The organism is Crocosphaera sp., assembly GCF_030064895.1.
Taxonomy (GTDB): Bacteria; Cyanobacteriota; Cyanobacteriia; order Cyanobacteriales; family Microcystaceae; genus Crocosphaera.
Window position 1 is genome coordinate 16,093 of sequence record NZ_JASJEB010000087.1, and the last position, 20,348, is coordinate 36,440.

The 20,348-nt window shown below is 37.1% G+C and carries 15 protein-coding genes; 9 read left to right on the forward strand and 6 right to left on the reverse strand.

Going from position 1 to position 20,348, the window contains the following annotated elements; translation table 11 throughout:
- Window positions 1-166: 166 nt before the first annotated feature.
- Together QNJ66_RS17835 and QNJ66_RS17840 are read right to left on the reverse strand one after the other, a co-directional pair.
- A complete protein-coding gene (locus QNJ66_RS17835; protein ID WP_300509314.1) occupies window positions 167-1,168 on the reverse strand; it encodes a LysR family transcriptional regulator in 1,002 nt (333 codons plus the stop codon).
- A gap of 133 nt (window positions 1,169-1,301) precedes the next feature.
- Entirely contained in the window at window positions 1,302-3,932 is a 2,631-nt protein-coding gene (locus QNJ66_RS17840; RefSeq protein ID WP_300509316.1) for an EAL domain-containing protein, read from the reverse strand.
- A gap of 288 nt (window positions 3,933-4,220) precedes the next feature.
- On the opposite strand from QNJ66_RS17840, the gene QNJ66_RS17845 reads away from it, so the two are divergent.
- On the forward strand, window positions 4,221-5,084 hold the full coding sequence (locus QNJ66_RS17845; protein ID WP_300509318.1) for a DUF928 domain-containing protein: 864 nt from the start codon (window positions 4,221-4,223) through the stop codon (window positions 5,082-5,084).
- Here QNJ66_RS17845 and QNJ66_RS17850 read toward each other — a convergent pair.
- From QNJ66_RS17850 to QNJ66_RS17860, 3 genes are all read right to left on the reverse strand, one after another.
- Window positions 5,081-5,800: a WecB/TagA/CpsF family glycosyltransferase gene (locus tag QNJ66_RS17850; protein ID WP_300509320.1), complete on the reverse strand. Its 720-nt coding sequence runs from the start codon at window positions 5,798-5,800 to the stop codon at window positions 5,081-5,083. The genes QNJ66_RS17845 and QNJ66_RS17850 overlap by 4 nt on opposite strands.
- 292 nt (window positions 5,801-6,092) lie before the next feature.
- A complete protein-coding gene (locus tag QNJ66_RS17855) occupies window positions 6,093-8,270 on the reverse strand; it encodes a 6-pyruvoyl-tetrahydropterin synthase-related protein (RefSeq protein WP_300509322.1) in 2,178 nt (725 codons plus the stop codon).
- Window positions 8,271-8,284: 14 nt separating this feature from the next.
- Entirely contained in the window at window positions 8,285-10,057 is a 1,773-nt protein-coding gene (locus QNJ66_RS17860; protein ID WP_300509324.1) for a hypothetical protein, read from the reverse strand.
- A gap of 235 nt (window positions 10,058-10,292) precedes the next feature.
- Here QNJ66_RS17860 and QNJ66_RS17865 point away from each other — a divergent pair, with 235 nt between their 5' ends.
- The 8 genes from QNJ66_RS17865 to QNJ66_RS17900 all read left to right on the forward strand — a co-directional run bounded on the left by QNJ66_RS17865 (window position 10,293) and on the right by QNJ66_RS17900 (window position 20,075).
- Window positions 10,293-11,168, forward strand: a complete 876-nt coding sequence (locus QNJ66_RS17865; protein WP_300509326.1) for an FkbM family methyltransferase — start codon at window positions 10,293-10,295, stop codon at window positions 11,166-11,168.
- 80 nt (window positions 11,169-11,248) lie between these two features.
- Complete coding sequence (locus tag QNJ66_RS17870; protein ID WP_300509328.1) at window positions 11,249-12,457, forward strand: class I SAM-dependent methyltransferase; 1,209 nt, start codon at window positions 11,249-11,251, stop codon at window positions 12,455-12,457.
- Window positions 12,458-12,762: 305 nt separating this feature from the next.
- Complete coding sequence (locus tag QNJ66_RS17875; RefSeq protein ID WP_300509330.1) at window positions 12,763-13,215, forward strand: DUF29 domain-containing protein; 453 nt, start codon at window positions 12,763-12,765, stop codon at window positions 13,213-13,215.
- A gap of 539 nt (window positions 13,216-13,754) precedes the next feature.
- Window positions 13,755-15,077, forward strand: coding sequence for a sedoheptulose 7-phosphate cyclase (locus QNJ66_RS17880; RefSeq protein WP_300509331.1), 1,323 nt, complete (start codon window positions 13,755-13,757; stop codon window positions 15,075-15,077).
- Between the two features lie 12 nt (window positions 15,078-15,089).
- Window positions 15,090-15,923, forward strand: a complete 834-nt coding sequence (locus tag QNJ66_RS17885; RefSeq protein ID WP_300509333.1) for a class I SAM-dependent methyltransferase — start codon at window positions 15,090-15,092, stop codon at window positions 15,921-15,923.
- A gap of 93 nt (window positions 15,924-16,016) precedes the next feature.
- Window positions 16,017-17,342 carry an ATP-grasp enzyme gene (locus tag QNJ66_RS17890; protein WP_300509335.1) on the forward strand — a complete coding sequence of 442 codons (1,326 nt, stop codon included), beginning with the start codon at window positions 16,017-16,019 and terminating at the stop codon, window positions 17,340-17,342.
- A 199-nt stretch (window positions 17,343-17,541) separates the two neighbouring features.
- Window positions 17,542-18,969, forward strand: a complete 1,428-nt coding sequence (locus tag QNJ66_RS17895; RefSeq protein ID WP_300509338.1) for a sodium/proline symporter — start codon at window positions 17,542-17,544, stop codon at window positions 18,967-18,969.
- A gap of 83 nt (window positions 18,970-19,052) precedes the next feature.
- The gene (locus QNJ66_RS17900; RefSeq protein WP_300509340.1) at window positions 19,053-20,075 is read left to right on the forward strand and encodes a D-alanine--D-alanine ligase; all 1,023 of its coding nucleotides are present in this window, start codon (window positions 19,053-19,055) and stop codon (window positions 20,073-20,075) included.
- Window positions 20,076-20,133: 58 nt separating this feature from the next.
- Here QNJ66_RS17900 and QNJ66_RS17905 read toward each other — a convergent pair.
- On the reverse strand, window positions 20,134-20,348 hold a 215-nt coding region (locus QNJ66_RS17905), incomplete at its 5' end, for a hypothetical protein (RefSeq protein WP_300509342.1).

The following is a 20,348-nucleotide window of genomic DNA, read 5'->3' on the forward strand; positions in this document are numbered from 1 at the left end:
AAATCAAATGAAGATATTGAAGAATATTTTTCTGATGTAGATGAAGGATTATTACCATTGAATAATATTGACTTATAATAGTGTCCCACATCTACTTACTAGACATTAATATTCTCTAAAATTTTGGTTAAATATTCCACAAGAAAAATATTTCCAAAAATTTTATTTAAGCTTGATTAACATTGTTAACCGTCTCTTTAAGAACATTAGGAGATGGGGCAAAATGTTCTAAAGTTAATTGTTCTGGATAAGTAGAAAACTCTGGTAATACTTCTTGAATAAACGCTTCTGCTGCCTTAGAACGATAACGGTTAGGATTAATAATAACCGACAAAGTTCTTTTTACCTTAACTTCTTCAAGAGAAGCAACATAAATTTCTCCCATTTTCACCTCTTTTTCAATAGCAGTAATAGAGACAAATGCAGCACCCAAACCAGCTTGTACAGCATTTTTAATCGCTTCAATAGAATTTAATTCCATTTCAATAGTTAAGCGTTTGGTATCAATATTACACCGAGTTAAAACCTTATCAATTACCTTACGAATGGTTGATTGAGCATCCAAACTAATAAAATTAAGACGATATAAATCATCTTTTTGCACCTTTTCCTCTTGAGCCAAAGGATGATCAATTGGTAAAATTAAAGCCAGTTCATCCTCAGCATAGGGAATAATTTTTAAAGTATCTTGTAACTCCCCAGGAACTTCTCCCCCAATAATAGCCAGATCAACCTGTCCATTGGCAACTCCCCAAGAAGTGCGTCGGGTAGAATGAACCTGTAACTGTACCGCTACATCCGGATATTTTTGGCGAAATAAACCAATCATGCGAGGCAACAAATAGGTTCCCGTTGTTTGGGACGCACCAACAATTAATGTTCCCCCTTGAAGATTTTGTAAATCTTCGATCGCACGACAGGTTTCTTGACAGAGGGTAATAATTTTTTCCCCGTAGGATAATAATAAATGACCCGCTTCCGTTAACTGTGCTTTACGTCCACCGCGATCGAATAAAGGTACATTTAACTGTTTTTCTAAATTTTGAACTTGCAGACTAACAGCAGGTTGAGACACATATAATGTATCTGCGGCCCGTTTAAAACTTCCCTCAGTAGCGATCGCTTTGAGGATGCGCAATTGGTCTAAAGTGAAAGGAATATCTGACATAAGTTTGTCATTAGGGATTTTATCGGTTATCGTTCATTAGTTACCACTGATCCGTTTTTTAGTTATGGTTTACTGCTTTACGATAACTCTTACTTATCATGACAGTAACACAACAGGGGAATAAATTTACAAGTTAAGATAAATTGTTTTCTCTAAGGGGATTTTCTGCTGCCAATAAAGCTTCTGCTTTGTCAATAGAAAGGGGACGAGAAAATAAATAACCTTGGCCATATTCACAACTGAGAGACTCTAAAATGCTCATTTGCCCTTCTGTTTCAATACCTTCAGCAATGACATCCAGATCCAAATTATGACCTAAAGAAATAATAGTCCGCACAATTGAAATGTATTTCTGACTGTCTTCTCCCTCTTCCATACCTGCAACAAAAGATTTATCGACTTTGAGGGTATCCACAGGAAAACGATGTAAATAATTCAAAGAGGAGTAACCTGTACCAAAATCGTCAATACTTAACCTTAAACCCAACTCTTTTAAACGATTAAGCATATAAATTGCCTCTTCCACATTATTCATTATCATACTTTCGGTGATTTCTAATTTTAAGTGATCGCCTTCAACCCCTGCTGCATCGAGAATGCGTTTAATTTGTTTGACCAGGTTGGGTTCAGAAAATTGACGACCGGATAAATTAACACTCATAATTAGAGCAGGATAGCGAGGAAAGCGTTCCTGCCAATGGCGAACTTGACGACACGCTTCTGTCAAGATCCATTCTCCCAAAGGAACAATTAACCCGGTTTCCTCGGCCACTGGAATAAAATCCCCTGGAGAGACAAACCCTCGAGTTTGAGAATTCCAACGTACCAACGCCTCAAAACCAGAAATTTTCCCCGTTTTTAAAGAAAATATTGGTTGATAATATAACTGAAATTCTTGTTCTTCTAATCCCACCCGTAAATCCTTTTCTAAATGCCAACGTTGTACCGCTTGGGTATCCATCCCAGGTTCAAAGATTTGGGGACGACTAGAATTAATTTCTTTGGCCTTGTGCATGGAAATATCAGCGTAACGCAGTAATTCGGGGCCATGAAAATTGCTACCTGTCTTTTCAAAAGAGATACCTATGGTTACAGTGAGATAAATTTCTTGTCCTTGCCAAAATAGGGGTTGACTTAACACCTGTTGTAATTTTTCGGCAAAGTGGACTACTTCTTGCTTATCCGTGACTGGTTTTAACGAGATGGCAAACTCATCTCCTCCAACCCGTCCTAAATGATTGTCAGAATTAAGCTGTTCTTGAAGACGTTGGGAGGTGGCAATCAGTAAATAATCTCCTGCTTGATGGCCTAAACCATCGTTAATGGTTTTAAAGCGATTGAGATCAATAAATAAAACCGCTACTAACTCCGATGAGTCTGAATTGTTTTTCTGATTAAGTTGTTGTAATTTTTTCTCTAAGTTCCTTCTATTGGCTAACCCTGTCAGGGGATCATGATAGGATTGATAAACCGTTTTATAGGCTAAAACATAGGTTCCCGAGATCAAAAAACTTAGTAAAGGTGGGACAAAAGGAATCCAACCGAACTGGGTGAATAGAAAGAAACATAAGAACCATAATCCGGCCACCGAAAGAATTACATTACACCCTAATATCCAGAGACGTTGCGATCGCCAGACCACCACTCCTCCCAATATAGACCATAATCCAATCCACATCCATTCTACGGACTCGGACCAAAACCAAAAAGGTTTTTCTGTTTGCAAAATTGTTCCTAAAACTTGACTGATAATTTGTCCATGAATTTCTACCCCTGACATTTCAAAGTTTGTGGTTGCTGTGGCACTATAAGGGGTGGGAAAGACATCTTTTTCAGTGGGAGTTGTTACCCCAATTAAAACTATTTTATCTTCTACTAAATCTCGAGTGAAATTACCATTAAGAACGTCGGTTAAAGAAATAATTTTAGCGATTTTTTGGGAACGATAGTTAATTAATATTTGCCAACCGAATGCTTCTGAGCCTCGTAACATATATCCCCCAGAATTTTGTTGCAAACGAGGTATTTTTTGAGAATTTATTTCCAGGGCATCAGGGGTTACTTGAAAATCTGTATCTTGTTCTTTTTGCAAATATTTTAAGATAGTTTTTAAGGCAAAAGAATATTTTTTCAGTTTTCCCGAAGGAGACTCAACATACAAAAAACTGCGACGCACCACATTATCATGATCGATAGGTAAATCACTAAAACCTACTCTATCTTTAGGGAGGTTATTGGGAGGAGGAACCCCAGGACTATCTTTTGAAGGTAGTTCTTCAACAACAATAATATTATCTTTTGAGAGAGCTTTTTTTAACTTTTCAGTCCCAGGATAACGAGGAATATCTCTATATATATCAAGGCCAATTACTCTAGGATTATAATCTTGTAATTTATTTAAAACTTGAGCCATTACTTCATCAGACAAAGGCCATTGTTTTTGTTGTTTAATATCAGCTTCATCCACACCAACAATTAACAAACTTGGGTCGGCATTTTGAGAAGAATTAAGTCTTACTTTATGATCATAAGCAACTAACTCAAGAAATTGTAAATTACCGTTTTGTCTAAGGGAAACAATTCCTCCAGTCACCACCAGACTAGAAAGAATAATAGAAGGTAAAGACAATAACCAAAGTTTTTGCCATTTTCTAGAAGGATTATTACTAAAATTAATAGTAGTTTTCTTAGTTTCTTGAGAATATGACTCGTTATTATGACTAACGAGAAAAGAACGAATTACTTGATATAAATTAGTTAACACTATAGTTTGGATGAATAACTAAACAAAAAAATCAGACAGGGCTGCTTAACAAGACTTTCCTGTTATGATGAGATAATAAGCTTAATAGAAAAAGTTGGTGTGATCATGATCACAAATAGGATAAAAAAGTGGACACAGAACAAGATTCGAGAGTAGAATAGCTTAGGAGTACGAGTATGTTGAGTCTATTATCTGGATTATTGCTTCTAGTTTTAGATACTCAATATTTAACCCCAATTACTTCAGAAAATTTACATCATTATAGTAATTGACAACAACATTGAAACCATGTTTAACCAGAAACCAATTAAACTAACAACAGGAATAATAACTTTATCCTCCCTGATTCTACTGTCTTTTTCCAGTATGGGGGTGGCTCGAACCGAAACCAGTGGGAGTAATAACAATGAACCCGAAGAGTCCATCGCTGATAGTGTCCCCGATCGCCGTAGGGGTGGGGCGCGTCGGGGCATCATAACTGTGGAAAATAGTCAAGACGAAGATAATTATAATCAAGAAATCCTTCAAGTCCCCGAAAGACGGAAACCAGCAGCCCATCGCAATAATAATCAGTGTAACTTTAAGCCTCAAGAGTTAACTGCCTTGATTCCCCAAAATAATATACCGGGAAAAACCACAGCTACCTCCCCCACTTTATACTTTTCTGTGCCAGCGATTACAGCCAACATTGAAATTGAATTTGTTCTACGGGATCATCAAGATAAATTAGTCCAAAAACAAACTTTCTCAGGTAAAGGAAAAGCAGGAATTATGGGCTTAGAATTGCCCGCAGTTTCTCCTATTTCCTCCACTAATAGCAATAGTAGCTACCATTGGTATTTATCGGTTATTTGTAATCCTGGCGATCGAGCTTATGATATTGTTGTGGAAGGATTACTACAACCAGTTCCCCTGGAAACTAATCTGGAAAAACAACTGGCAACAGCTACCCTTGAAGAAAAAATTAAACTCTATCAAACTCACGATCTCTGGCACGAAGAGTTAGAGACTTTAGCGACAATGAAGCGATCGCAGCCCCAAAATTCTCGCATATCTAAACAACTCGGACAGTTATTACAATCGGTTAAACTGGACCCCAGCATCGGCCAACAACCCTTATTAGGAACACAACGCCTAAGTTTAAACCGTTAGCGACGATAAAACAGAGATGTGATAAAAAATTGCGGTAAAACCAACATTCTACGCCAACGCCAAGGTTCTTGATAGAGTCGGTATAGCCATTCTAAGTTATTGTTCCGTAACCAACCCGGGGCGCGGCTTTTTGTTCCCGACCAAATATCGAAACTACCTCCAACCCCCACCCAAATGGCCTGGGGACACAGATTTCTGTTTTCACGAATCCATACTTCTTGACGAGGAACCCCTAAACCCACCAAAATTAACCGAGGTTGTTGCGCTTTGAGGGTATTTTTCCAGGTTTCTTGTTCTTCCGATGACAAATAACCATGAGCAGTAATAATATTAACTTTAGGTAGTTTAACGCGCCACTGAGTAGCGGCCGCTTCTGTGACCCCAGGTTTACCACCATAAAAAGCAATTAGATTACTTTGACCATTGTTGGCCAACGCTTCAATTAAAGACTGGGCCAGTTCTATACCCGGACAACGTTGCTGTTGTTGTCCCCTCATCTTTAAATAGATAACCACACCGGCCCCATCAGGGATAACTAAATCTGCTTCTTGAATAATTTGGGCCACCAGAGGATCTTTTTTGGCTAACATGGCCATTTCGGCGTTAATAGTGACGACATGAACCCCTTGATCTTTTGGGCGAGGTTCTAGTAACCAATTGGTATAGTTATGGGATAAATGAACCGGTAAACCGAGAACGGGAAAGGTTTTAGGCATGACTTTTTTGTGGGGGAGAGGGGGGAGACTGGGTGACGGGGAGAGGGGGGAGTGTGGGAAGTGTGGGGAGAATGAGGCAATACATAATGTTTTCTCTTCTTATCCTTCAGCTTCTTCCCTATCTCTATCTCAACAGATAATTTCCAAAACCTACCTAGTGCCGCTACGCGAAAGTCAAAAGGCAAAAGGCAAAAGGCAAAAGTATCGATTGGTAAGGGTTTGAGGCTTTTGCGACTGGTGGGTTATTTCCACCACGCTGCACTAGTATTGAGTGGAAAGTTTTCTAGGTATATTACCTTCTCACTACTGCCTCCTGCTTCCTGTCTACTGCCTCCTGGTTGCTGCCTCCTTTATCCTTAAAACGGGGAAACTTAGGGAAAATAATCAGAGCAATTAACCCTAACCAAGCTAAGCTACTAATCCAGTTAGCCCAGGCTAAACCATGAAAGGTTGTCCGAATAGTATAAGTTCCCGGTTCGAGGTATAACCCGGTTAAATTATAGTCGTGATGATGAACGGCAAAAGGCCTCTCAGAAGGTTGTCCATCCACCCAAACTTTTAACATATCGGGATAATACAACACTGGTAACTGGACAATTTTAGCGTCTTCTGAAACAGTAATTTCACAAACCGTACTTACTCCTTGTTGCTGACATTTCTCCTCGGTTTCGGTGACGGGAATGAGGGTATTTTTGGGTAACATCCCGTCAAAGAACAGTTGTTTGACGCGAATATTTAAGGGTTGTCCGTCACGGGTTGCTCCTTTGACCACAAATTTTAGGCCAAAATCATTCTTAGAGTCTGGAAGGGGTGGGAAGGGAACCTCACCTTTCAATTCACGGGAAACCAGGGGAAATGAACCCACAACCTTACCATCAATTTGCACTTCTAAGGTAGCGGTATCGGCAATATTGTCTAAGGGAACCTCTCCCTCGATGAAAAGGACTGGTTTTTCTTCTTTTTCCCATGCCGGATAATATAATTCCGCTTCTAGGATTAAGGGATGATTGACAAAGGTATTCCAAGTGCTGTACCCAGGAATCCAGTCAGGATGTAAAAGGGGTAATGGTGCTTTACCGTAGAGGGTTCTGATAGGGGTACGATAAAGATAGTCTAAGGCCCCAGAATAGCGGAATAATGGTTCTTGTTTTAATTTATCAACTGTTAAGTTTCCTTTGGGTGCCGGAAGCCAAGGACTACTGGCTAAGACAATAGCTAGGATACCAATAATTAAATGACGGCGATCGAGTCTTCGGCGAAAGATTAACACCGTTGCGTAGGCGGTTAATAAGGCTCCAGCCCACATTACATGGGTGAGGAAACGGAAGGTAAACTGAGTTACCCACAGTTTACGGGGTAAAATATTCCAAATGTTGATCGGACTCCAGGTTAAAAATAAGGCAACTCCAAATACCCATAGTAAACCTAACATATAGGGACGAGTTTTCTGTAATTTGGGGGGTAAGGAGGGAGAAAAATAATAATAGTACATAGATACGCCCCAACCTGCCAGTAAAATCCATCCTACCGCCGGATGTAAGCCATAAGTGGTGGCTAAACCGCTTGGTGAGGGTTCAGCGGGTAGGGAAGTGGGAGATAGTAAGTTGGCAAGGGGTGTATAAAAGTTAGTACTAAAAGGGTTGATAACGTTGATTTGTTTACGAATGGAAAGGTAAGGAGAAATAAAGACAACTGGCGCTAAGAAATAAAAGCCCAGTAACCACCCTAAACCATAGCCTTGAAGAGGAGGTAATAAACGGGAAAAAGTGAAATCTTTTTTTCTGGTTTGAATAACAACAATTAAGGCTAAAATACCTATGAATAAGCTGCCGTAAACAAAGGTAATAATATGAGTTACCGCTAAACAAAACCAACTAATGGCACTGAGTATTAGATAACGTTTTTTTCCGGTTAGGTAAGATTGAATAACATAATATAAGGCCATTGGGAAAATTCCTTGAGCAATGGCTTCTGTAAAGGCTCCTCTTGCATGAATATTATTCAAAAAATAAGGGGCAGACATATAAGCAATTCCGCCCAAAATTGCAGCAATACGGGATTGTGTTAGTTGAAAACCTAAGCGATAAATATAAAATGCACCGAGAATTAAAGCTAGTATGATTACTAATTTATAGGCTTCGTAGGGATTATCGGGTGTGACTAATGTATAAAAAAGACCTCCGATAAAATATGGAAGTTGACTATAAAATTGAAAGCCTGGGTAACGCCAACCATTGTCTTCAAGAGGAGCAACTCTTAAAGGAAATTGTCCTTCTAAAATAGCAGTTCTTGCTTGGGCAATATAACCAACATGGGATGGGGTATCATTAATAGAAAAAATGATGTTTGATGAGGCCATTGGTGCCATTAATGACAAGGAAACAACGCCATATAAGACTAGGATTCCTAGTGCAATTCGATGCTTATATAGCCATTGATGGATAGATTTTATAATGTCTTTTGGAGTCATATATTTTAAAAAATTTAACTTATTTTATAAATAAAAATAATGTCGTTACGGGAATAAATGGGTTGATTATTGATTAGAAATTTCCAATTTTCAGCAGCAATAGGATTAGTTTCTTTTTGTACATAAATTTGTTGTTTTACGGTACTATCAATGAGAAGATACTGATGAGGAAGTTGAGTGATAGTTTCTGTTTCTGGATTAAATCTAGATTGAGCATAATAGGATTCGATATTGATAGGATATTCTTCTATCTTACTTAGTAAATCAAGATATTGGACAAAACTAATGTTAACACCAAAAAGTTGATAGGTAATGACATTGTCGTTATCCTTTGGTAATAAGTTATGGGTTAGCAAATATTCTACTCCCGGTTGGGTTTCTTGTCCCCAGTTAATCGTTGAATCATCGGCTAATTTCCATTTTTCTTGGTTCCAAATTGGGTTGACATAACTCAAAGATTGAGGAATTCCTATGATCCCTAAGTAGACGTAAATTGTTAACCCCCCTAATAAGACGTATTTTTGCCATTTATGTTTCAATAGGACTGTTAAACTTGCAATTAATAGGTAAACAAATAAGAGAATAGGATAAAAATATCGATAACCAATAATAAAGCGACTATCTTTTGTCAACCAAAAATAAATCAGAGGATAAGCACTAGCTAAAATTATTAAAGGTAGGTTTTTTTTATTAACATAATCTTTAAGGTTTATCTTCTGAAAAATTAGTTGGTAAATTAAAACTAATATCAAAAATAATGCGATAATAAACAGTGCTGGATTTTCTTTAAACCAAAAAATTTTAGCCAAGTATTCTAAGGAGGTTATAGGGACAAATTCTCCGTTCCAAAAAGGCTCTCTAATGCCTCCTGCTGTACTTAAATTCATTTTAATTCCGTCAACATAAACCCATAAATTCTCAATGATAGATTGCTTTGTTAAATTTCTAAATGCCCATCTATACATCAATAATATCAAAATAAATTGTATAATTGAACTCATAAATGCCAGGAATAAAAGATAGATTAATCTTCTATTTTTATTTTGTTTAAATAGGACAATGCCTACCCAAATATAAGTAAATATAGTAATAGGTATTAGAATTAAATTACTAAATTTTGCACTAATAGCAATAAATAAACAGAGGGTAAAAATAAAAAAATGTATTTCTAAAAATTGCTCATTTTCTTTTATTAATGTCTGATAAATAATCATCAGAGTAAGGATAGATAATAACCCATATACACCGACACTGACATCGAAAGCTATCAGAAAGTTATGACTATAAAAAATTGGTGCAAAAACATATAAAATAGCAAATATAACAGAAATTCTCTCAGGTATTTTCTTAAAAATAAAAGTATATAAATATAACCAGACAAAAATAAAACTATTAAAAAATAAATGAGGTAGCCGTAGAGTAAATAAGAGTTGATGAAAATTACTATACTTATCCATCAAGAGATTATATCCTAAATTAAAAGCAGCTAAACGAGCCTCGATACTTTCTTCACCACTGATAATATTAATGCTAGGAACTTCTAGATTATAGTCAGAATAAAATATATTAAGAATGAGAGAATTAATTAACTTAAAAAAAAGAGGATGTTCTTGATTCAATCCTAACCCTTGGGTATAAGCATAAGCAGCACCAATATATGCAGATTCATCTGAAGTAATAGAAGTTTCAGTTATTAGGTAAAAACCAATTATATAATAAATGATTATTAACAATATAAATAATAATTGTCGAGGAAATTGTTTAATAGTAAAATACTTCAACGCCATAAAATCCTCATCACCAAAAATTACTGCATCTAGAATGTTAGAGATTACTTATATCATAAGTTGATCCATTTGTCAAAAAAACTAACACAAGCAGACTGCTGATACAGGGTAGGAGTGGGTGTTCCTGTGAGTTACTCAAATCAATAGAAGATATAAGGAACCTAGAACATAGAAATAAGAGTCATATATTTGAGACCTTGGCTGAACCTGTCCAAATAGGCAACCATTAGAAACTATGGCAATTAAGGATTATCTAATTAATAAACTACGTAGAATCTTAGGAATTATTGATATTTTAGCGGCACTTGATCAAGTTTTAAAAGATCAGAGGCGGGAGTTAATTAAAGAACTTCTCAATAAAATTAAACCAGGAAGTATTGTGGAATGTTGTATAAATGGTGTGGAACTTTTAGCACCTATTGAACCGTTACAAGTTTATCAGCATTGTGTTTTTCCAACTGCTGAAGAAAAACTTAATTTCTCGGTTGAAAATCATTGCGCACAATGGTTAAGTTCTCGTATTAACTATGGAGATACTATTCTAGATATTGGTGCTGCTTTTGGGGTGATTAGTTTTCCTTTAGCTAAAGCAGTGGGTAAAAAAGGTCATATTTATGCCTTTGAACCGGCTAAAAATACCCAAGATGTTTTACAAAAAATCTTAAACTTAAATCACTTTTCTAACATTACTTTAGTACCTCAAGCTATTTCAGATAAATCTGGAGTAGCCGAATTTATTGAATATAGTAAAGATAATGACTCATCTTGGGCTTCAGATACTTCTACTTTAGCCTCAGATGATAATATTAAAGAACATAAAAATTTTATGACTTATGAAGTATCTGTGATTACTTTAGATGAATATGTCGAGGAAAATTCTTTGGAACCATCAGCGATAAAAATGGATATTGAAGGCTTTGAATTTTATGCCTTACAAGGAGCTAAACAAACCTTGAATAAATATTTACCTTATCTGTGTATTGATATTCATGCTGATGTTAAAACAGGAAAATCTGCCTTACTTAACGTTAAACCCTTCTTGCAATCTCTTGGCTATACTTTAACAATGGAAGAACATACGCTTTATGGTATTCCTCCTGAAAAATCATGACAAGATACAATGGGGAAAAATACAAAGAAGTGGTTTAATAATTGAAGACATATTTAATTAACTAGGAGCGAAAATTAACCTTGGATACTATCTGTCGTGTTTGCGATTCAACTAATTTAGAATTAGCGATTGATTTAGGACATCAACCCTGGTGTAATAATTTCTTGAAACCAGAAGAAGTTGGTAAAGAACCTTTTTATCCCTTGCGAGTTTTATACTGTCATGATTGTGGAACCGTACAGTTAGATTATACGGTGAAAAAAGAGATCATGTTTGGAGATCATACCTATCTTTCTGGGGTGACAAAATCTTTAAGCGAACACTTTAAAAATGTTGCTCATGAAATCGATGATCGCTTCTTTAAAGATACTCCTAATAAGTCGGTTTTAGATATCGGTTCTAATGATGGAACACAACTGAAACATTTTCAAGCATTAGGTTATGACGTTTTGGGGGTAGAGTCATCAAAAACTACCTCAAAAATAGCCCAAGACGCAGGGGTTCCTACTGTTAATGATTTCTTTAATTTAGATGTAGTAAAACGTCTTGATAGGAAATTTCATGCTATTAACGCAGCCGGTGTATTTTTTCATTTAGAAGAACTCCATTCCGTCACTGAAGGAATAAGAGAAGCATTAACAGATGACGGTGTTTTTGTGGTGCAATTCCTTTATATGAAGCGAATTGTTGATAATTTGGCCTTCGATCAAATCTATCATGAACATCTTTTATATTATAATCTTAACACTATTGAAGTGTTATTAAATCGTCATGGTTTATCCATGTTTGATGCTTATTTATCTCCTATTCATGGAGGATCAATTATTGGCTTTGTTACTCATCAAGGACAGAAAGCACCAAGCGATCGCTTACAAAAAATGCGTCAAGCAGAAGTAGAAGAAAAAAGCAATGAATTCTCTACTTATTTAGACTTTGCTAAGCGCATTGAACAGATGAAAATTGATAATTTAGCCTATTTAGATAAAGCTAAACAAGAGGGGAAAAGCGTCTGGGGTTTTGGCGCACCAGTTAAGGGTAATACCATGTTAAATTACTTTGGTGTAGGAACAAATCACCTAGATTATTTAGTGGAAAAAAATGAACTAAGACGGGGACTATATTCTCCTGGAATGCACATTCCCATTGTCATTGAAAAAGAACTAACAGAACTTCCTGATATTTATTATGTGTTAGCTTGGAACTTCAAAAAAGAAATTTTAGCTAATAATCAACACTTAATTGATAAAGGAATTGAGTTCTATTTCCCTGTTAATCCTCAAGAGATTTAGTTCAGTTTCTGGTGGGCAATACTATAGCACTTCTCATACTTGTGAGGTACAGAGTTTTCTAGTTTTAGGAGTTCGGAGTTCGGAGTTCGGAGTTAGATATTAGGTGTACCTCATGAGTCCGAGAAAGGCTATATTAGGACATAATAATATTATGTCATTACAAATAAGTTCTTGTAGGGGTTTAACAGTGTTAAACCCTCTTCGTAATTTTCCCACAATCTAAACTTGATTGCCGTATTAACAAAACCTTCTAAATATTGCCCACCTAAATTTTATTGATTGTAACAATCCCAGGAAAAATAATTATGGAAACAGTAAAAAATCTTTATGAGACAGACTTTAACCTTTGGTTAGAAGAAACTGCTAGATTGTTAAAAGAAAACAATTTTGAGCAATTGGATATTGAAAATTTAATCGAAGAAATAGAAGCAATAGGAAGAAGTGAAAAGAAAGGATTTCGTAGTAATCTAGAAATATTATTACTGCACCTTTTAAAATGGAAATATCAACAAAATAAACGGTCAGGTAGTTGGAAACGTTCTATTATTGAACATCGAAATAGGATATTAGACGAATTACAAGACAGTCCCAGTTATAAACCATATTACGAGCAAATTTTTGATAAATGTTATAAAAACGCCAGAAAATATGCTGAAGCAGAAACAGGTTTATCTATCAAGACGTTTCCTGAAATTTGTCCCTTTTCTAAAATAGAAGTTTTAACCATTGATTATATTCCCCAAGATGACAAGAATTAAAATGGTAATAATTGATAGCTTGCTTAATCAATATATACTCTATTCTTGCCCACCATTATCGATCTTTCTTATCACTTTCTAACTTAATTAGATAGTAATTATAGTAAAGGAAGGAAATATATAGCAGTTCCCATACTTGTAAGGTACACAGGTAATCGCTTTAAGGCAGGAGACAGGTGTACCTCATGAGTCCGAGAAACGCTATATACCTGGACTGTTTCTTGCTGCATACAATATTTTTCCTTTCAAAGCAAGAGATAAAATGACGAATAATAAAGTTTTTTTAAGTAAAAATCCTGATTTTTACGTTTTTTTATTTACAATGCTTCCAGTTATTAAGTATTTATCCCTAAAATAATCTAGATTGTTGAGCGGAGAAATACATTTTTCAAATTTCGTCAAAAAACTTTACTTTCTTTTAACATTTTGTTACTGTGTGTATGTGACGACCTTAACTACAGGTTTGTTGTTTCTGATCATAAGAAACACAACTTTCTATCAATTTCATATAAACTATACGCGCATACGCAAGGATAACTATGGTTCAAGCAAAACCGTTAAATGATAAAACTGCTTCTGAATCCAATCAGATTATTCAGTTTAATCACCCTGTAAAATACCGCACGTCCGAGTGGTACACCGGACACGGTGAAATTGTTGCTAGTGGAGATAATCGTTCCTTTGAAGTATCAGCCAGTTATAACCTAAAAGCCACTGTTAAGTTGGTTAACGACGTATTAAACCCAGAAAATCCAACTTTAGCCGAAATTTATAGTAGTCTCGGCCGTTGTGTTGCCATTGTTGATCTCACCATTGATGAACTATACGGCGAAGCAATCCGTAAATATTTTGAGTATCACGAAATTTCTTTAGAATTATACCCTTGTCGTGCTTGGGAGTCCGATAAAACCCCCGAAACCGTCAATAAAATCCTTTCTTATTTAGGCAAAGATGGTTCCGATGTTTCCCGTAACGAACCCGTATTAGTCATGGGTGGTGGTGTTTTAAGTGATGTAGCCGGTTTAGCTTGTGCGCTGCAACACAGACGTACCCCTTATGTCATGATCGGAACAACGGTTATTGCTGCCATCGATGCAGGACCTTCTCCTCGTACTTGTACCAACGGCAGTCAGTTCAAGAATAGTATGGGTGTGTATCATCCCCCAGTTTTAACTTTGGTGGATCGTACCTTCTTCCGTACCCTAGAAACCGGTCATGTCCGTCACGGGATGTCTGAAATTATCAAAATGGCGGTTACCGATGATCCCGTTTTGTTTGAATTAATGGAAAAATACGGGGCCCGTTTAGTAGAGACCCATTTTGCTACTTTAGTAGACGATGCAGAACTTTCTGAAATTGCCGATGAAGTAATTTATCGCGCTTTATTCTCCTATATGAAGCACGAAGGGACAAATATGTTTGAGACCTATCAGGATCGTCCCCATGCTTACGGACACACCTGGAGTCCTCGCTTTGAACCCGCAGTTAAATTAATGCACGGTCATGCAGTATCCATTGGTATGGCTTTCGGTGCCAGTTTAGCAGCAGAAATGGGTTGGTTATCAATAGCAGATCGCGATCGCATTATTGGCCTTTGCACCTCTATGGGTTTATCTGTTTATCATCCCATCCTCGAAGACATGGACATCATGTTAGAAGGACAGAAAAATATGCGTCGTAAGCGCGGAGAAGGTGGACTTTGGGCCCCCTTACCAACTACCATTGGCCAATGCGACTACGCCCAAGACGTTTCTTCTGGGTTGTTACAAAAAGCTGTGGAACACCATAAAGCATACTGTACTTCTTTGCCATCGGGCGGAAAAGGCGAGGAAATGTATCTCAGCGATCTCGGTTTAGCGTAAGAAAAATTAATTATGAGTCAATTATTAACTACTCCTCCAGCAGCAAGACCGGTCACCCCCTTGGGTATTCTAGTGGAAAAACTAGAAAGTACCCTTAAATTAGCGGAAACTGAGGCTGTTTCACCCTTTTTATTAACTGCCTTACAAGAGGTAGAAGCCTTAGCATCGGGTCTAGATCCGTACCTAGACGACTGTACCACAGAAGAATCAGCAGCTTTAGCCAACTTAGCCAAGAAAACGGCAGAAGAAGACTGGAGCAAGCGTTTTTCTGACGGGGAAACAGTACGTCAGTTAGAACAGGAAATGTTGTCCGGTCATATTGAAGGACAAACCCTAAAATTCTTCATTTCCATGATGGGTGCAAAACGTATCTTGGAAGTGGGAATGTTCAGTGGTTATTCTGCTTTAGCGATGGCCGAAGCGTTACCGGAGGACGGTTATTTGCTCGCTTGTGAGGTTGATCAATATGTGGCTGACTTTGCTCGCACTTGTTTTGATCAGTCCCCTCATGGCAGCAAAATAGACATCAAGGTCGCTCCTGCCTTGGAAACTATGCAAGTCTTAGCAGAGACTCAAGAATGCTTTGATTTAGTGTTTATTGATGCTGATAAGGCAGGCTACATTGACTACTTCAAACTGCTGTTAGAGAGCAATTTATTAGCTCCTGGGGGCATTATCTGCGTGGATAACACCTTGTTGCAGGGACAACCCTATTTACCAGCGCAACAACGCACACTCAACGGAGAAGCGATCGCTCGTTTTAACCGTTTTGTGGCGGATGATGACCGTGTGGAACAGGTATTATTACCGTTGAGAGATGGTTTAACTCTGATCCGACGCAAGTAGTTGGATGAAACCCCGTTATTAACAACGGGGTTTAACAATTGACTCATGAATCACATCTAACACACTCCTCACACTCTTTTTTTTTCATCAGTGATGATTGCTTTATTGAAGACTATCGCTACCTTGGGATTACTTTTGGTTGTTTTCCCAATTAATCTTTTGGTTGTTTTTCTATCCCTGATTATTAGTTTTTTGATGGCACCTTTTTCTAAAAGAAAGGTAATCAAAAATCCTAAGAAAGTATTATTAACGGGGGGCAAAATGACAAAATCTTTACAACTTGCCCGTTGTTTTTATAATGCTGGACATGAGGTTATTTTAGTAGAAACGGATAAGTATTGGTTGTCTGGACACCGCTTTTCTAGAGCAGTTAAGGGTTTTTATACCGTTCCTGCACCAGAAAAAGATCAAGAAGGATACTGTCAAGGATTATTAAATATTGTTCAACAAGAAAACATTGATATTTTTATTCCTGTCTCTAGTCCTGTTGCTAGTTATTATGATTCCGTTGCAGGTAACTTATTAGCCGAACATTGCGAAATTATGCACTTTCAACCTAACATTACTAAGATGTTAGATGATAAGTTTGAATTATGTGAACAAGCACACCTATTCGGTTTATCTGCACCCCAAGCTTTTCTAATAACAGATCCTCAACAAATTCTTGATTTTGACTTCAAAAATAATCAAGGAAGAAAGTATCTTTTAAAAAGTATTAAGTACGACTCTGTTTCTCGCTTAGATATGACAAAACTTCCCTTTGAAGGGATGGAAAAGTATATTAAAAATTTGCCCATTAGTAAAGATAAACCTTGGGCAATGCAAGAATTTATTACAGGGAAAGAATATTGTACTCACAGTACAGTTAGGAAAGGAAAAATTAGGCTACATTGTTGTTCAGAATCTTCTCCTTTTCAAATAAATTACGAACATATTGATAAACCAGAAATTTACAATTGGGTAGAAAAATTTGTTAAAGAATTAAACCTAAGTGGACAAATTTCTTTTGATTTTATTCAAGCAGAAGATGGTACAGTTTACCCCATCGAATGTAACCCTAGAACTCACTCAGCTATCACCATGTTTTACAATCATCCAGGTGTTGCTGATGCCTATCTAAAAGATGCTGAAAACGAAGAAAAAGCCATTACTCCATTAACTAATAGTAAGCCCACTTATTGGCTATATCACGAGATTTGGCGGTTAACAGGGATTCGTTCTATATCAGATTTTCAAGCTTGGATCAAGAAAATTACCACAGGAACAGACGCTATTTTTCAACTTAATGATCCCTTACCATTTTTAATGAATCCTCATTGGCAAATTAGTTTATTATTAATGCAAAATTTGCGCCCATTAAAAGATTGGGTAAAAATTGACTTTAATATTGGTAAATTAGTGGAAATAGGTGGGGACTAATCGGAGTTCGGAGTTCGGAGTTAGGAGTTCGGAGTTCGGACTTAGAACTTTGTTAAGTAAAGACTCACTATTTGAGACTTTTTATTTTGACAAGTTGTCTATAAATTTCCTTATATCGAACTCAGGTTGATAAAAAAATTTGTAGGGTTTTAATAATATTAAGCCCCTAGAAAAGACTAAATTTAACCCTAAAATAATAATGGTCGAGCAACTGGGAATTATCATTACATTCATCTTTTTTCTGCTGTTGTTTACAGGGGTAGGAACCTATTCAGCAACTCAGAAAAAAGCCACCACCACTGACTATTTATTAGCCAGTCGTAGCGTTAACCCTTGGTTAACCGCCCTTTCAGCTATGGCAACAGGGCAAAGTGGTTTATTATTCATCGGACAAGTGGGTTTTGCCTATAAAATTGGCATTTCCACTATCTGGCTAACCATAGGTTGGGCAATCGGTGATTATCTCGCCTGGTGGTTAGTTTTTCAACCCCTGAGACAGCTTTCTGAAGAAACCTCATCAGAAACAGTTTCAGCATTTCTCGCCCAAAATATCAAAGGATATCGCCTTATTTCCCTAATTTCTGCCCTTATTACCCTAGCATTTCTTGGTTCCTACGCCGCAGCCCAACTGGTAGCCGGTAGCAAAGCCTTAAATACAGTGTTTGGTTGGAATTATAACTTAGGCATTATTATCGGTGCTATTATTGTCGTTATTTATTGCTTTTCTGGGGGCATTCGTGCTTCAATCTGGACAGATGCCCTACAAGGAATATTAATGTTAGGTTCCCTATTACTGTTATTAGTGGTAGCAGTGGTTAAATGTGGTGGTTTTCCTAACTTATGGCAATCTTTAAACAATATTGACCCAAATTTAGTCAATTTTAGTCCTCAATCTCTACCTTTAGGCTTTATACCTTTCCTTATCGGTTGGATGGTTGCCGGGTTTGGAGTTATTGGCCAACCCCATATTATGGTTCGGGCCATGGCCATCGACTCGGCCAAAAATCTTGGTTTTGCCCGCAACTTGAAAACCAGTTTAGGGTTGATCAACTCCTTCTCTGCGTTGGGTATCGGGTTAACCGCAAGGGTATTACTCCCAGACTTGGGTTCATCTGGTGATCCCGAGTTAGCTTTACCCTATCTTTCCTTGGAATTGTTACCAGTCTTCTTAGTCGGTTTGATCTTAGCCGGATTATTTTCTGCAACCATGTCCACCGCAGACTCTCAAATATTATCTTGTTCAGCAGCTTTGACACAGGATATTTTTCCCCAGATGTCTAAGTCCTATAATTTTGCCAAAATAGGAACTTTGAGTGTTACTGGGATTGTTTTAGTCATTGCCCTCGCTGGAGATAATAATGTCTTCGCCTTAGTTACCTTTTCTTGGTCTATCTTAGCCTCTGGTTTGGGTCCATTATTACTGGTGAAAGTCTGGCAACAGCCTATAAATACTGTAGGTGCGATCGCTATGATGATCGTCGGGATGACAACCGCTTTGACTTGGAAGTTAGTTCTTAACCTATCCGGTGTCATCTATGAAGTGTTACCCGGTATGGTTGCAGGAATAGCTGTCTATGGGGTTTATAGATTGTTTTTAGGGGAACAGGGAATAGGCAACAGGCAATAGTATCGCTCTATTTTCCACACATTAGTTGATTTTTAATTAATTATCCATTATCCATTGTCCATTATTAATCAGGAGATTTAACCATGTCAGTTCTTCATATTCTTCATTTAGTAGGTTCGGCTGAAAATGAGTTTTATTGCGACTTATCTCGTCTTTATGGCAAAGAATGTGTTGAAGCAACCGCTAACACTTCCCGTTATCGTTTTTCTATTGCTTATGTGACTCCCGATCGCTTATGGCGTTTTCCCACATCCCTAAGCAGAGAAGATATTAACGCAGCCAAACCTTTATCCTTATCTCAAGCGATACAGTGGATCACAGAACAACATATAGACTTAGTGTTGCCTCAGATGTTTTGTCTAGCTGGAATGACTGAATATCGGGCATTATTTGACCTTCTCAACATCCCTTATTTGGGCAATAAAGCCGAGTTGATGGCTTTAACTGCACATAAGGCCAAAGCTAAGGCGATCGTTGCTTTAACGGGAGTTAAAACCCCTTATGGGGAACTATTGCGCAACAGTGACACCCCAAACTTGCGCCCACCAGTGATTATTAAACCTGCAAACTCTGATAACTCTTTAGGGGTAACATTGGTTAGAACAATGGATGAGTATGAGGCAGGGTTAAAAAAAGCTTTTCAGTATGCAGATGAAGTGTTAGTTGAGGAATATATTGAACTGGGAAGAGAGGTGAGATGTGGCACCATTGTTAAAGATGGTGAATTGATTAGTTTACCTTTAGAAGAATATGCAGTTAACAAAGAAAATAATCCTATTCGTAATTATGAGGATAAACTGAAAAGAGATAATACAGGAGAGTTAACCTATGCTGCAAAAGATAAGAAAAAAGCTTGGATAGTTGATATAAATGATCCAGCAACTAGACGAGTGCAAGAAATAGCTAAACAGTGTCATCAAGCGTTAGGTTGTCGTCATTATAGTTTATTTGATTTTCGTATTGATTCCCAGGGACAACCCTGGTTTTTAGAAGCCGGTTTATACTGTTCTTTTTCTCCTAAAAGTGTAATCCCAATGATGGCACAAGCAAAAGGTATTTCTCTAGATGAGTTATTAGAAATAGCCATTAAAGAAGCAATGAGTTAAAACCGTAGGGTGGGCAATACCCACCTTACTACTAGAAATCAGTCAAACTCTTCCTATACTACAAAGTAGTGGTTTGATTTTCAACAGAAAAAATGTCGCCAAACCAATCACTAAACACCCCTTGTCTATCTTGCGCTCTTCCATAAATTCCATAGTCTCCTAACTGATAATTTTCTAAACTAAATTCTTGTGTAAAATCTCCATTTTCTTCAAAGGTTTCAATGGCAGAAAGATTGCTCCAATTCCCATTAGGTTGTTGTAACCATAAGTCAA

Excerpts from the sequence above, each read along its gene's own strand:
- QNJ66_RS17860 (WP_300509324.1), bottom strand. The coding sequence starts at position 10,057 with ATGGCGTTGAAGTATTTTACTATTAAACAATTTCCTCGACAATTATTA.
- QNJ66_RS17890 (WP_300509335.1), top strand. The coding sequence starts at position 16,017 with ATGATTGCTTTATTGAAGACTATCGCTACCTTGGGATTACTTTTGGTT.
- QNJ66_RS17880 (WP_300509331.1), top strand. The coding sequence starts at position 13,755 with ATGGTTCAAGCAAAACCGTTAAATGATAAAACTGCTTCTGAATCCAAT.
- QNJ66_RS17850 (WP_300509320.1), bottom strand. The coding sequence starts at position 5,800 with ATGCCTAAAACCTTTCCCGTTCTCGGTTTACCGGTTCATTTATCCCAT.
- QNJ66_RS17865 (WP_300509326.1), top strand. The coding sequence starts at position 10,293 with ATGGCAATTAAGGATTATCTAATTAATAAACTACGTAGAATCTTAGGA.
- QNJ66_RS17900 (WP_300509340.1), top strand. The coding sequence starts at position 19,053 with ATGTCAGTTCTTCATATTCTTCATTTAGTAGGTTCGGCTGAAAATGAG.
- QNJ66_RS17885 (WP_300509333.1), top strand. The coding sequence starts at position 15,090 with ATGAGTCAATTATTAACTACTCCTCCAGCAGCAAGACCGGTCACCCCC.
- QNJ66_RS17835 (WP_300509314.1), bottom strand. The coding sequence starts at position 1,168 with ATGTCAGATATTCCTTTCACTTTAGACCAATTGCGCATCCTCAAAGCG.
- QNJ66_RS17845 (WP_300509318.1), top strand. The coding sequence starts at position 4,221 with ATGTTTAACCAGAAACCAATTAAACTAACAACAGGAATAATAACTTTA.
- QNJ66_RS17875 (WP_300509330.1), top strand. The coding sequence starts at position 12,763 with ATGGAAACAGTAAAAAATCTTTATGAGACAGACTTTAACCTTTGGTTA.
- QNJ66_RS17895 (WP_300509338.1), top strand. The coding sequence starts at position 17,542 with ATGGTCGAGCAACTGGGAATTATCATTACATTCATCTTTTTTCTGCTG.
- QNJ66_RS17855 (WP_300509322.1), bottom strand. The coding sequence starts at position 8,270 with ATGACTCCAAAAGACATTATAAAATCTATCCATCAATGGCTATATAAG.